The 12,084-nt window shown below is 28.5% G+C and carries 12 protein-coding genes; 2 read left to right on the top strand and 10 right to left on the bottom strand.

Annotation, left to right across the window (positions count from 1 at the left end; all coding sequences use genetic code 11):
* The 10 genes from ELQ09_RS00595 to ELQ09_RS00550 all read right to left on the bottom strand — a co-directional run bounded on the left by ELQ09_RS00595 (position 1) and on the right by ELQ09_RS00550 (position 10,718).
* Positions 1 to 957, bottom strand: coding sequence for a UDP-glucuronic acid decarboxylase family protein (locus tag ELQ09_RS00595; RefSeq protein WP_126229303.1), 957 nt, complete (start codon positions 955 to 957; stop codon positions 1 to 3).
* 52 nt (positions 958 to 1,009) lie between these two features.
* Positions 1,010 to 2,392, bottom strand: coding sequence for a glycosyltransferase family 2 protein (locus ELQ09_RS00590; RefSeq protein WP_134263690.1), 1,383 nt, complete (start codon positions 2,390 to 2,392; stop codon positions 1,010 to 1,012).
* A gap of 3 nt (positions 2,393 to 2,395) precedes the next feature.
* A complete protein-coding gene (locus ELQ09_RS00585) occupies positions 2,396 to 3,439 on the bottom strand; it encodes a glycosyltransferase family 2 protein (RefSeq protein ID WP_134263689.1) in 1,044 nt (347 codons plus the stop codon).
* Positions 3,432 to 5,063 (bottom strand): glycosyltransferase, encoded by a 1,632-nt coding sequence (locus tag ELQ09_RS00580; RefSeq protein ID WP_134263688.1) that lies wholly within the window; start codon positions 5,061 to 5,063, stop codon positions 3,432 to 3,434. The genes ELQ09_RS00585 and ELQ09_RS00580 overlap by 8 nt, the downstream gene beginning before the upstream one ends.
* Positions 5,063 to 6,010 carry a KpsF/GutQ family sugar-phosphate isomerase gene (locus ELQ09_RS00575; protein ID WP_134263687.1) on the bottom strand — a complete coding sequence of 316 codons (948 nt, stop codon included), beginning with the start codon at positions 6,008 to 6,010 and terminating at the stop codon, positions 5,063 to 5,065. The genes ELQ09_RS00580 and ELQ09_RS00575 overlap by 1 nt, the downstream gene beginning before the upstream one ends.
* Before the next feature lie 9 nt (positions 6,011 to 6,019).
* Positions 6,020 to 7,678 (bottom strand): polysaccharide biosynthesis/export family protein, encoded by a 1,659-nt coding sequence (locus ELQ09_RS00570; protein ID WP_070316818.1) that lies wholly within the window; start codon positions 7,676 to 7,678, stop codon positions 6,020 to 6,022.
* 1 nt (position 7,679) lies between these two features.
* A complete protein-coding gene (locus ELQ09_RS00565) occupies positions 7,680 to 8,798 on the bottom strand; it encodes a capsule biosynthesis protein (protein WP_052776623.1) in 1,119 nt (372 codons plus the stop codon).
* Positions 8,798 to 9,460: an ABC transporter ATP-binding protein gene (locus tag ELQ09_RS00560; RefSeq protein ID WP_052776624.1), complete on the bottom strand. Its 663-nt coding sequence runs from the start codon at positions 9,458 to 9,460 to the stop codon at positions 8,798 to 8,800. The genes ELQ09_RS00565 and ELQ09_RS00560 overlap by 1 nt, the downstream gene beginning before the upstream one ends.
* Positions 9,457 to 10,239 carry an ABC transporter permease gene (locus ELQ09_RS00555; RefSeq protein ID WP_070276002.1) on the bottom strand — a complete coding sequence of 261 codons (783 nt, stop codon included), beginning with the start codon at positions 10,237 to 10,239 and terminating at the stop codon, positions 9,457 to 9,459. Before ELQ09_RS00555 ends, ELQ09_RS00560 begins: the two co-directional genes overlap by 4 nt.
* 71 nt (positions 10,240 to 10,310) lie before the next feature.
* A complete protein-coding gene (locus ELQ09_RS00550) occupies positions 10,311 to 10,718 on the bottom strand; it encodes a hypothetical protein (protein WP_002877416.1) in 408 nt (135 codons plus the stop codon).
* Between the two features lie 76 nt (positions 10,719 to 10,794).
* Between ELQ09_RS00550 and ciaI the strand changes: the two genes are divergently transcribed.
* Together ciaI and dut are read left to right on the top strand one after the other, a co-directional pair.
* Entirely contained in the window at positions 10,795 to 11,358 is a 564-nt protein-coding gene (ciaI, locus tag ELQ09_RS00545) for an intracellular survival protein CiaI (RefSeq protein ID WP_096702816.1), read from the top strand.
* Positions 11,359 to 11,393: 35 nt separating this feature from the next.
* Positions 11,394 to 12,083, top strand: coding sequence for a dUTPase (gene dut, locus ELQ09_RS00540; protein ID WP_134224839.1), 690 nt, complete (start codon positions 11,394 to 11,396; stop codon positions 12,081 to 12,083).
* Position 12,084 lies beyond the last annotated feature (1 nt).

The raw sequence follows: 12,084 nt of genomic DNA, 5'->3' as shown, positions 1-12,084 counted from the left end.
TTATCCTTTAAATTCTGTAATTTTTTCTTTAAAATACTTTATAGTTTTTTCTAAACCTTCATCTAAATTTATCTTTGGCTCCCAATTAAATTTAGCTTTAGCTAAAGAAATATCAGGTCTTCTTTGAGTTGGATCATCTAATGGCAAATCTTTATAAATAATCTTTGATTTAGAACCTGTTTTTTCTATGACCTTTTGTGCTAATTCTTTTATAGTAAATTCACCAGGATTGCCAGTATTTATAGGCCCTTGAAAATCTTTTGAAGAATTCATCACTTTAATAATAATATCAATTAAATCATCAACATAACAAAAAGAACGCGTTTGCGAACCATCTCCATAAATTGTGATATCTTTTCCGCTTAAAGCTTGACATATAAAATTACTTACAACCCTGCCATCATTTGGATCCATATTTTCTCCATAGGTATTAAAAATTCTTATTATTTTAATATCAACGCCTTCATGTCTATGATAATCAAAAAACAAACTTTCAGCACATCTTTTCCCTTCATCATAGCAAGCGCGAATTCCTATAGAATTTACATTACCTCTATATTCTTCATTTTGTGGATGAACGAGTGGATCTCCATAAACTTCTGAAGTTGAAGCTTGTAAAATCGTTGCATTATGCTCTTTTGCAAGTTCGAGCATATTGATAGCACCATATACACTTGTTTTTGTTGTTTTTATGGCGTGTTTTCCTTGATAAGCAGGCGGAGAAGCTGGACAAGCAAAATTATAAATTTGATCAAGTTTTTGTGTGATTTTTAGTGGCTCACAAATATCATGCTCTATAAAAGTAAAATTCTCATTTTCTAAAAGTTCTTTGATGTTTTCCATTCTACCTGTATAGTTATTATCTACACAAATAATTTTATTGCCTTCACTAAGCAATCTTTTACATAAATTAGAACCTAGAAATCCCGTTCCCCCGGTGATTAAAATAACTCTCATTATAAATACTTTCTTAATTTCAATAAAAGTTATTATTATAATTCAAACTAGCTTATATTAAAATAATTTTTAAAAATTGCCCTAAACGATAAGAATAATGTTTTTTGATTTTTCTACTTTCTAGATCTTCACCAGAAGAAGAAAAAACAATAAAAGGGTAATTTTTGATTGTTTCTTGAAACAACTCTTGTTCTTTTTGAATATTTAATATCATTTTTTTAGCATTTAAAACAATTTTTATTAAACCTCTTAAACTTCTATAGTTAGATAAAACAAATTGCCCTAAACGATAAGACAATTGATATTTAAGACATTCTGCTCCACTTAAATGAAATTTTTCAAAATAATCTTTTAATTCTTGCAGTTTATTTTTAAGTAACAACGGATCTTTATCTATAAAAAAAATAATCAAAGTTCTATCAAGCAAAGTAGGCAAAAATGTTTGTTCGACGAGGATTGATATTTCATTATTTGAATTATATTTTAAAACTTTTATCAATTCCAAACAAGTAAAAATCCAATTCATAGACATTTGGTACCTTTTCAATTCATAGGTATTTTTATCAAATTCTATATATAAAGCATACAAATAAGAGTTAGTATTTATGCTATATTGTTTTTGATTGCTTATACTGCTTTCTCTAAAACGATATATATACTTTTTCTCAGGATATATGTATATATTATCAGTCATAGAAAAAAGTGCTATACCAAAATGATGATCTTCATGGATGATCTGATTGATAAATTTAATATTAATTTTTTGCAAAAAAGTAAAGTCAATCATTCCTTGCCAAGCATACCAAAATAAATAATTACCTATTTCTCTAGTCCTTTTTAACCATTGCAAAGGAGTAATGATTTGTTCTTTTGCGTAATTATAAATTTCCATTTGAGTTGCTTTATTTTTATTTAAAAACTTATAATCAAACCAAAGAACATCAACCCCATTCATTCTTTTTGCACACTCTTCTATGCAATCAAGTTCCCAATAATCATCAGAATCTAAAAAGATAATATAATCTATACTAGGATAAATAAAATCAGCTAAATCTTTAGTAGCATGAAAAGCTTTATAACTTTTATACACTGTATAAATTTCATAGGGATTATTACCTTCTATATTAAATTCGATTAAAGAATTTTTTTCTAAAATTTGAGTTTTATTTTTAAGTATATATTCTCCACTAAAATACTCTATGCCGACATTTTTAGCAGAACTATGACCACCATTTTTTTTATCAAAAAGTATAAATCTTTCATCTTTTAAAGTATATTCTTTAGCTATATTAAATGAGTTTTCATCTGTGCTACCATCATTTACAAGTATAACTTGTAAATTTTTATAAGTTTGATTAATAACACTATCTAAACATTCTTTTAGGTACTTTTCTACATTATAGATTGGGATAACTACACCTACTGTTTTATTCATCTTTTACCTAAAATATTTTCTTTTTATTCTAAAAATCTTTTTTTTTATACTATAAAAAACACTATTATATTTTTTATAGTATTTGCTAGGATCTTGAACAATGCAAGAAATTTCAGATATTTCACTAGCTTTAAACACTGTTTTATCTAACTTATCATAAATAAGTGAAAAATCTTGCGAAAATTTATATAAAAATTCTAACTTATACTTATCATCAATACGCCTTAAATTCCATGAATATATTTTAAATTTAAAACAATAAAAAACATCTTGCAATCTACTTTTAAGCTCTAAATTCTTATCAAGAAACTTATCTAAAAACTCAAACTCATCACAAACGCAATATATTTTATCTTTACTCTTAACTGAAGCATGTTCATTATCTTGTCTATAAAAATAAAACCCTTCTTTATAGAAATAAATACTTGAAGCCAAACTTAAAATTTGAAACCATAATCCTATATCTTGATAAGAAGCTCCTTGTGTTTCATTTGCTCTTATATCATGTTTTTTTATAAAATCCATTTTATAAAGACTAGATTGATTCATATTCCAAGAATTTATAATAATACTTGGATTTAAATACGAATTAGTTTTTTTATTATACAAAGTTTGATCATAACATATAGAGAGGTTTTTAAAAACTCTTTGGCTTCTTTTATCTTTAAAGCCAATAAAATCAGATTTAACTACTTGGCAATCTTGATTGCGGGCTAATCTATAAAGTTTTTCACACATATCTATTTTTATATAATCATCACTTTCAACTATTGTAAAATATTCTCCTTTAGCTTCTTTTAATCCTAGATTAATTTGATAACCCAGACTCTTTTTTTTTGAAAAAATAATTTTAATTCTACTATCTTGCTTTTCATATGATTTTAATATATCTATAGTTCCATCAATTGAATACGCATCTATACATAAAATTTCAATCTCTTTTAAACTTTGAAAAATCACACTGTCTAAACATTCTTTGATATATTTAGCCGAATTATAAGAAGGGATAATAACAGAAATTTTAGGTTTAACTAAACATTTATACATTTGCATTCTTTTTAGCTCTCAAATCCTCAAAAAACCCCTTAGGATTAAAAAACAATTTTCTTGCCAAACGATAAAATTTAGTATGTGAAATCATAGCGCCAAGATACTCTAAACCTAAAATTTTCATCAAAAATGAAAAAGGTCTTATGCTTCTAAGCTCATACAAATAAGGTTTATAAACAAAAGATCTTAAAGGATAAAAGCTTTTATCATGTTTTTGTGCCATCAGCATTTTTTCTTTATCAATAATGATTTGATAAAAAATCCCATCATGCTCAAAACTATAAACTTCGTTAATCAAATAATAAAGCATTTCATACAAATCACACTTATCATCATTATTTTGGCTTAAAAAATCCAAAATAACTTTTTTTTCATCCTTCTTTAAAGTTAAGAAATATTCTTTCATTTGATAAAGTTTTTGCTCGCTTAAATTTAAATCTTGTTTATAATCTAAATCTAAATTTTTTCCAAAAAACCAAGAATGAGGTAAAATTCCTTTTTGAAAATAAAAAATATCACAATAATCTATACCATCAATTTCTTCTTTTATACTTGCATCCAAAAATATTTTAGTGATTTTTTCTTGTTGCAAAAAATCCAACAAAGGTTCATATTTTAACTCTTTAGCTATAAAAAAATCACTTATATTTTTATAAATGATTTCTCCCACATAAACACTAATATCCTTAAAATCATAATTTTGATCTTTAAAAAGCATTAAAACTTTTTCACCTTTAGCTTTAAAAACTTGCAAAGGTTTTAAATCGTGTTTTTTGATATTTTTTAAATGCTTATAAAAAAGCTGATGATTCTTATCTTTATTTTGCATATAAGCATTTTGATTGGGTTCTACATGATAAAAATGATACATATAAATTCCATAAAAACAAGCCTCATAACCAAGTAATGAAAACCAAGATCTAAAACCTTTAAAGTCAAAAAAATTCCAATTTCTAGCATCATAACTTAAATTAGCAGGCATTTTTTCAAAACTCACACAAGTTTTTAAAATTCTAGCAAAAAGATCAAAATCTTCATAACCATGCCCGATAAAATTTTCATCATTTCCGCCCAATCTTAAAAACTGATGTTTATTTATCACGATACTTGAAGTAGAACTTGGGGAAAAAAATTTTACCCAAGTATTTTTTGCCGTAAATAAATCCTCTTGTATTAAAATATCCCAAAATTTATCATCGTATTGTTTTAATTTTTCATTAGCTTCTTTACTAAGATACACTACGGGTAAAACTATCAAAGCATTGATATTTTGAGAAATATTTTTAATTTGAATTAGTTTTAAAATTTTTTCAAAATTATCTAAAGAAATATAACAATCCACATCCAAAAATAAAAGAACATTTGAATGCGCATAACTTGCTCCTAAATTCCTACATCTTCCTTGAGAAAAAGCTTTTTGATCCATATCTTTAAGATAAATATGATGGTTTGTTTGGATAAAATTTTTAAGCTCATGATCTTTAGATGAATATCCTTCAACAAAAATAAATTCTATATTCTCATCACTTTGAAAATATTTCGCCTTTTTAACAACCCTTTCTTCTATATAGGAACGCTCTTTACTTAAACCAAAAGGGATAATAACAGATAAAAGAGCCATTAAACATTTCCTATGGCATAAAGCTGGATAATACCTACAACTTTTTCTTCTTTCCCTACTATAATTTCTTTAATTTTATATTTTAACATGATCTCTTCTGCTTCACTTGCCATAGCATCAGCATCGACTACTTTAGGATTTGTACTCATGATTTCTTTAGCCTTAAAATCAAATCTTGGTTTATTGCTTGTCTTTAAAGCACGACGCAAATCCCCATCAGTGATGATACCAACCAATTTTTCATTTTCAAGCACTACGCAAAGCCCCAGCTTTCCGCTAGTCATCACATCAACAAGATCATTAAATTCAGTATCAGGATGCACTATAGGAAGATTACTTGAAACCATAAGATCTTTTACCTTGGTTAAAAGCTTACGCCCCAAACTTCCCCCTGGATGAAAAAGAGCAAAATCATCAGGCTTGAAATTTCTTATCTTCATCAAAGCAGCCGCTAAAGCATCCCCCATAACCAAAGTTGCCGTTGTCGAAGACATAGGAGCAAGCTGTAAAGGACAAGCTTCCTTTTCCACAGCTATATTTAAAAATATATCACCTTGCTTTACAAGGGTGGAATTTTTTTTACCGCACATTACTATAAGTGGAATTTTACGCTTTTTTATAGCTGGAATGATTTTTAAAATTTCTTCAGTTTCTCCTGAATTTGAAATAGCAATTAAAGCATCTTCAGGGGTTAACATTCCAAGATCTCCATGCAAAGCCTCTCCTGGATGAATGAAAAAGCTTGGCGTTCCTGTACTTGCTAGAGTAGCTGCTATCTTAGCGCCTATATGGCCTGATTTACCCATACCACTGACTATGCAACGCCCTTTGGTATTTAGCATTAAATTTATAGCTTGATTGAAATTTTCATCTAAATTTTTAGCCAAATCCAAAATAGCTTGCGCTTCTTTTTCAAAAACTTCTTTGGCTATTTCAAGAGTATTCATTTTTAAACCTTAAAGATTAAGCACAACATTGGTTGCGATAGCAATTTGATAAAGAATTTGAGTTAACATTGAAAAAATTTGCAAATTCTCACTATCCACTTTTGGCAATACCAACACAGAATCGCCTGGTTTCATATCTATACCACTATGATATTTTTCAGCTTTTCCATTGCTTCGTATCACCAAAACTTTTGAAGTATCAGCTCTTTCTCCATAACCTCCTGCAAGATTGATATAATATCTTAAATCTTTTCCTTTATCATACACAAAAGCCCCAGGTAAAGAAACCTCGCCTTGAACTATAATGAGATTATTCTTACTTGGTACATTAATAGTATCACCATTTTCTAAAATAACTGAATTATAAGACTTTGGATTATCGATGACAATTTGACCCTTAGGCTCTACTTGCTTAGCTCTTTGGATAAATTCTAAAATCGTTTTTGCTTGTTGAGCTCTTATAGCTGCGCCTTGAGCTGTAACAGAACTGCTAGTTAAAGCTAGAGTTTCAAGCTCTTTAAGCTGAGCATTGATAAGTTCTTTTTGAGTTCTAGCTACACTTTTTCTAAATACTTGCAAAGCTTGCATGTTTGATTGTGGATTAGCCTTGATTAGTTTAGAAATATCTTCTAAAGTCGTTCCTTTACCTACAACTAAAGTTTTTAAACCATTATGCTCACCATTTACACTTATAGTTATATTTTCAGAAACATACTCAGGGTGAAATTCTACCTCATCTCCCGTTCTAAGCAAAACTTTTGAAAATTGTATTTTATTATAAGCACTGACATCAAGTTTATGATCTTCACCATAACTTTTTACAATAGCATTAGTCACGATAGGTTTAGCACCTGATACTCTAGCTAAGTCAGCTAAAGTTTTAATATCATTTGAAAGTTCAAAACGAAAAGGTCTTTGCACATCACCATTAACAAAAGCGTAATTTTGAACATTTCCTACTAAAATAACATCTCCGCTTCTAAAAGGAAAAAGATCCATTTGCCCTTTTAGCAAAAAATCATATAAATCGATATTTTTTATCACGCTGTTATTGCGCAAAATTTGAATATCTCTAAAACTTCCATATTCTAAATTTATACCCCCTGCTTTATCAAGATACTGGATCACTGAATCCGAACTAAGTCCTTGATAAAGTCCTGGAGCATTAACACTTCCTGTTACAAAAACACTGACGTTTTGATAAGCATTCATATCTGCATAAACAAAAACATTGCTTTTATAGATTTTATTAACACGCGCTTTTATAACACCTACAAGAGCACTATTTTTCACACCTAATAAATTTACAGCTCCTACTTTAGGGATAAAAATATTTCCTTGAGAATCCACCACTAAAACTTGCGAAAACTCAACAGCTCCCCAAATTTTAAGACTAATTTGATCGCCAACTGCGATCTTATAATCTGGGTTATAAACTCTTTGATTGTAATTTTTAAAATTTCCATTAAAAAGATGAGCACCAAATACTAAAATTTGATGAATTTTTGTAAAATTATTTTCTTTATTTGCTATATCATAATTTGAGTTTAAATTTTGATCTATGCTAGTTGTAGTAGAACCTTGATCCTCTGCTGAAATGATTTGTGAAACATCCACAGCTCCAAAACATAAAATACAACTAAAAAATAAAATTAATATTTTTTTCATTTTAATACTTATGCTCCTCTATTATCATTTTAATAAATTTAACAATCCCAAAAATCAAAGATAATACAATAAATGCTGTTAAAATATCATAAATTCTTTCAGGATATTTTGCGCTTTCTGGAACATCTGGACTTTGAATGATGACAAGTTGTTTTATTTTTCTTAATGCTTCTATTCTAGCACTTTCATAAGCTTTTAAAGCTGCTTCATAAGCTTTTTGCGCAAAAGTAGCTTCTATAGTTAAATCCTGAAATTTAGCAGCCAAATCATTAAGCTTTTGAGAAGAATTGTTAGCTGAAATTTTAGATTTTTCCCTTAAAAGCTGTTTTTTAATCGCTTCAATTTCTGCTTTAAGTGCTACTACTTCAGGTGCTGCATCATTCATATAGCTTTGTAAAGTTAAAAGTTTAGCTTCTTTTTGAGCTAGATTAGCCTCAATTTGCGCAACCAAACTTGCTTTAGTTTCAGCTTGCTTTAAAGGGTCAAAAACTCCATATTTATTTTGAAAAGCAATCAAATCATTTTGTGCTTTTTGATATCGTTCTTTGTATTTTTGTACTTCATTTTCAGCAAAAGCCATTTGCTCTCTAGCTGCTTTATGAGAGATTTCGTTGATAAACTTTTCGCTTTCTTGCATAATAGTTTGAGCAATCAAATGAGCTGATTTAGGTGTAAAACCCTCTACTTCAACTTTTAAAAGTTTAGTGGTTTCATCCGTATGAACCTTAACTCTTGCTTGGTAGTATTTAAGATAAGATTCTATCGAGCTTGAATCCCAAATTTTAAAAGGTAAATCTATATGTTGTTCTTGATAAAGATTTTTAAGTTTGATTTTTTCATCCAAAATCTTTAACATATCACTTGATTCTATATAACCTTTTAGATAATTTAAATCTTCGCTTGCTGTAGAAGTACTACTAAGCAAAGACAAGATTCCACTTGTTTGAACACTTTCTCCACTTGTTGATCTAACATCTAAAATCATCGTGCTTACATATCTTGGTGCTGCAATCAATGTATAATAAATCACAACAAAAATCATTATAAACCAAACAATTTTAAAAGAATCAAATATACTTAAATCTTTGATTTTTTCTAATAAAGTTTTATTTTCTTCCATTAAGCTTTTCCTTGATATACAGCTATTCCTTCGTCTATATCATCATAAACCGTAATTTGTCCATTTTTCATATAAATTATTTTATCACACCATTCTTTAATTTCAGCTACATTATGAGATACTATAATCACTTTTGATTTGCTTAATCTTTCTTTATATAATTTCACACTTTTTTCCCTAAAAGCAGGATCTCCAACAGCTCCAGCTTCATCAATTAAATAATAATCAAAATCAAAGGCCATACTAAGTCCAAAAGCTATCCTAGCACTCATTCCCGAAGAATAAGTCTTCATAGGCTCATCAAAAAATTTCCCAAGTTCTGCAAAATCTTCTACGAATTTTACTTTTTCTTGAAGTTCTTTACCCTTATATCCATACACTCTAGCTACAAATTTAGCATTATCTCTAGCAGTTAAAGAACCTTGAAAAGCTCCGTTTAAACCCAAAGGCCAAGATAATTTTTTATTAGTAATTATTTTACCACTATCAGGAAGCTCTGCCCCGCTTAGAAGTCTCATGAGAGTGGACTTACCTGCACCATTACCCCCCATCAATCCTATACTACAATTTTCAGGAAATTCAAAAGTAAAATTTTTAAAAACATAATGCCTTCCACCACTAAATAGAGGATAAGATTTTGTTAGATTAATTAGTTTTATCATTCTTTTTTTGCCGCCGTTAAAGCTTGTCTATTATAGTAATAGACAAAAAGTCCTATAAATAAAACAAGTAAAATCCAAAATATAGCATAAAAATAACTATATTCATCTTGCAAAGGATAATTCTCAAAGAAATTAAATCTTAAAAGTTCAAAAATATGAAGTAAGGGATTATAATATAGTATATCAAGTAAAGGACGAGGGGTTAACCAAGTAGGAAGTATAATACCTGAAGTCCAATAAACCAATATACTAAAATAAATAAGCAAAGCTCTTAAAGATTCTACAAAATGCCAAATAATAGCAAAACAAATCCCCAAAGCAAAAGCTGAACACATAAGTAAAAAAATGCAAAATAGAACCCCAAGCAAATGAACAGGGAATACATTAAACCTAAAAAACCACCCTGCAAAAAAAAGTACAGTGATAAAAATCACAAAATAAATACAAAATTCAAGCAAAGTTCTAGCAATAAATACATGTATAGGCTTTACAGGTTTATAAGCAAAAAGAGCCAAATTTGCTTGAGTACCATTCATAATTTGGGTTACTATACTTCTAAACATAAAAAAAGGCATAATACCTGAAACTACGAACATAAAAATAGAAATTCCCTCAGGCATAACTTGATGATTATATTCTCTTATGATAGTGACAATTACTGTGATGGCAAGTATTATTGACATTGGTTCTCCAACTACCCAAAGATAACCCAAATGCCTATTAGCACCAAATCTAGTTTTTAATTCTCTAAAAAATAAAGCGTGAATTACATTGAACATTTATTTTCTATACCTAACAATTTACATAAACTATAATCATAACTCATTTTTTTAAACAAAATCATAAAAATTTATTTTTTACAAAATTCAAGCTTTTTACTAAGTCCTAAAGCATTGTTAGTAAATTTAAGCCAAAAAAGCTCTAAGGTATAAATTTTTGCACTTTTATCAAGCTTAGCAAAGGGGAATTTAGAAAAATAAATTTTCATTTGCTCCTTGCTTGCCATTTTAAACTCGGCCTTAGCTTGCACACCTTTTAAAAAGGCTATTTTACTTTCTTTGGCTATATTAAGTGCTATACTTGAATTTTCACTAGCTAATCTTATATGCTTAGTATCTTCATGAGAAGCGATAATAAAAGCTAAATTTTTCTCATCAAAAACATAAAAAGCACTAGCTGTATAAACACCTTTTTCATCAATCATAGCCCAAGATAAAAGCTGCTCATTTTTTATAAATTCTAAAATTCTTTCATCCATATTGTAAAAATTATACTAAAATATTTTTAAAAATAACCGATTATAATTTTATAAACTATAAATATAAGGGGAAGAAATGCAAATTGATGCTAGCAAAAACCAAAGTTTTTCGATGGATTATACAACAACAAGTGGCAAACATTTAGCCTTATCTATGTATGATAATCAAAGCGTAAGTTATGCAAATAATGAAGAAGGTAAAACTCTTAATCTTAAGCGTCAGTATGGCTTTAGCTTTACTTTTGAAGGCTCTAAGCTCACACAAAATGATCTTGATGAGATTAAAAATGCTATGAAAGAAGTTGAACCTATGATCAAAGACTTTTTAGCAAATTCTAAAGTCGGAGAGTTAAAGCCAAAAGAAATTATAGAATCAGCTATGCAAATGGCAAATGTTCTACCAACGCCAAATGATGAAAACCATCAAAATGCTATTATGAATAATTTTACAAATAAACTCAGTGATTTACTAAAACAAAATCAAACAGATAATAAAGATATCAATACTTCTATGCTTGAAGATAGCAAAAAACTTCTTGATGAAGTTTTAGAACAAATGAAAAAACAACTTGAAAAACAACAAGAAAAAGCCAAGGAAAATCAAGATAAGACAGATGATAGTTTAAATCTTTACGCTTAAATCATATAATATTAAAAATTATCAAGGAGTTTTAAATGACAAATATCGAAATTTTAGAAAATATGCTCAAACTCCAACAAAAACTCAATGATGAAACAAACGGTTTAAATTGGGAAAATGGCTACACCAAAGAAGGAAAACTGATCAGTTGGAGACGCTGTATTTATATGGAATGTGCAGAACTTATAGACTCTTTTGCATGGAAACATTGGAAAAACATTTCAAGTCCGACAAATTGGGAAAATGTGCGTATAGAGATTGTTGATATTTGGCATTTTATCTTAAGTCTTTTACTTGAAGAATATCGCGATAAAAACGGTAAAGATTTCAAAGCTATAGCTACAGAAGTTAATACTGTGAGTGTATTTCAAGATTTTTGCAAAGAAGAAGAACATCCTAATGAGAGTGATATTTATGGTATTTTAAATGATATAGAGCTTATTATCCACAAATGCAGTGGCTTTGGATTTAATCTTGGAGAATTGCTTTCAACCTATTTTACTTTAGCTATCAAATGCGGACTTAATCTTGAAATTCTTTATAAAACCTACATAGGTAAAAATGTTTTGAATATCTTTAGACAAAACAATGGTTACAAAGAAGGTAGCTATAAAAAAACTTGGAATGGCAAAGAAGACAATGAAGTTTTAGCTCAAATTTTAGAACAAGAGCTTGATTTTGATACTATTTATAAAAAACTAGAAGAATGCTATAAAAAGGCATAAT

Source organism: Campylobacter sp. CH186 (assembly GCF_004378925.1).
Classification (GTDB): domain Bacteria; phylum Campylobacterota; class Campylobacteria; order Campylobacterales; family Campylobacteraceae; genus Campylobacter_D; species Campylobacter_D jejuni.
This window is presented reverse-complemented; position numbering and strand designations above follow the sequence as displayed.

Excerpts from the sequence above, each read along its gene's own strand:
- ELQ09_RS00555 (WP_070276002.1), bottom strand. The coding sequence starts at position 10,239 with ATGTTCAATGTAATTCACGCTTTATTTTTTAGAGAATTAAAAACTAGA.
- ciaI (WP_096702816.1), top strand. The coding sequence starts at position 10,795 with ATGCAAATTGATGCTAGCAAAAACCAAAGTTTTTCGATGGATTATACA.
- ELQ09_RS00585 (WP_134263689.1), bottom strand. The coding sequence starts at position 3,439 with ATGTATAAATGTTTAGTTAAACCTAAAATTTCTGTTATTATCCCTTCT.
- dut (WP_134224839.1), top strand. The coding sequence starts at position 11,394 with ATGACAAATATCGAAATTTTAGAAAATATGCTCAAACTCCAACAAAAA.
- ELQ09_RS00560 (WP_052776624.1), bottom strand. The coding sequence starts at position 9,460 with ATGATAAAACTAATTAATCTAACAAAATCTTATCCTCTATTTAGTGGT.
- ELQ09_RS00595 (WP_126229303.1), bottom strand. The coding sequence starts at position 957 with ATGAGAGTTATTTTAATCACCGGGGGAACGGGATTTCTAGGTTCTAAT.
- ELQ09_RS00590 (WP_134263690.1), bottom strand. The coding sequence starts at position 2,392 with ATGAATAAAACAGTAGGTGTAGTTATCCCAATCTATAATGTAGAAAAG.
- ELQ09_RS00565 (WP_052776623.1), bottom strand. The coding sequence starts at position 8,798 with ATGGAAGAAAATAAAACTTTATTAGAAAAAATCAAAGATTTAAGTATA.
- ELQ09_RS00550 (WP_002877416.1), bottom strand. The coding sequence starts at position 10,718 with ATGGATGAAAGAATTTTAGAATTTATAAAAAATGAGCAGCTTTTATCT.
- ELQ09_RS00570 (WP_070316818.1), bottom strand. The coding sequence starts at position 7,678 with ATGAAAAAAATATTAATTTTATTTTTTAGTTGTATTTTATGTTTTGGA.
- ELQ09_RS00580 (WP_134263688.1), bottom strand. The coding sequence starts at position 5,063 with ATGGCTCTTTTATCTGTTATTATCCCTTTTGGTTTAAGTAAAGAGCGT.
- ELQ09_RS00575 (WP_134263687.1), bottom strand. The coding sequence starts at position 6,010 with ATGAATACTCTTGAAATAGCCAAAGAAGTTTTTGAAAAAGAAGCGCAA.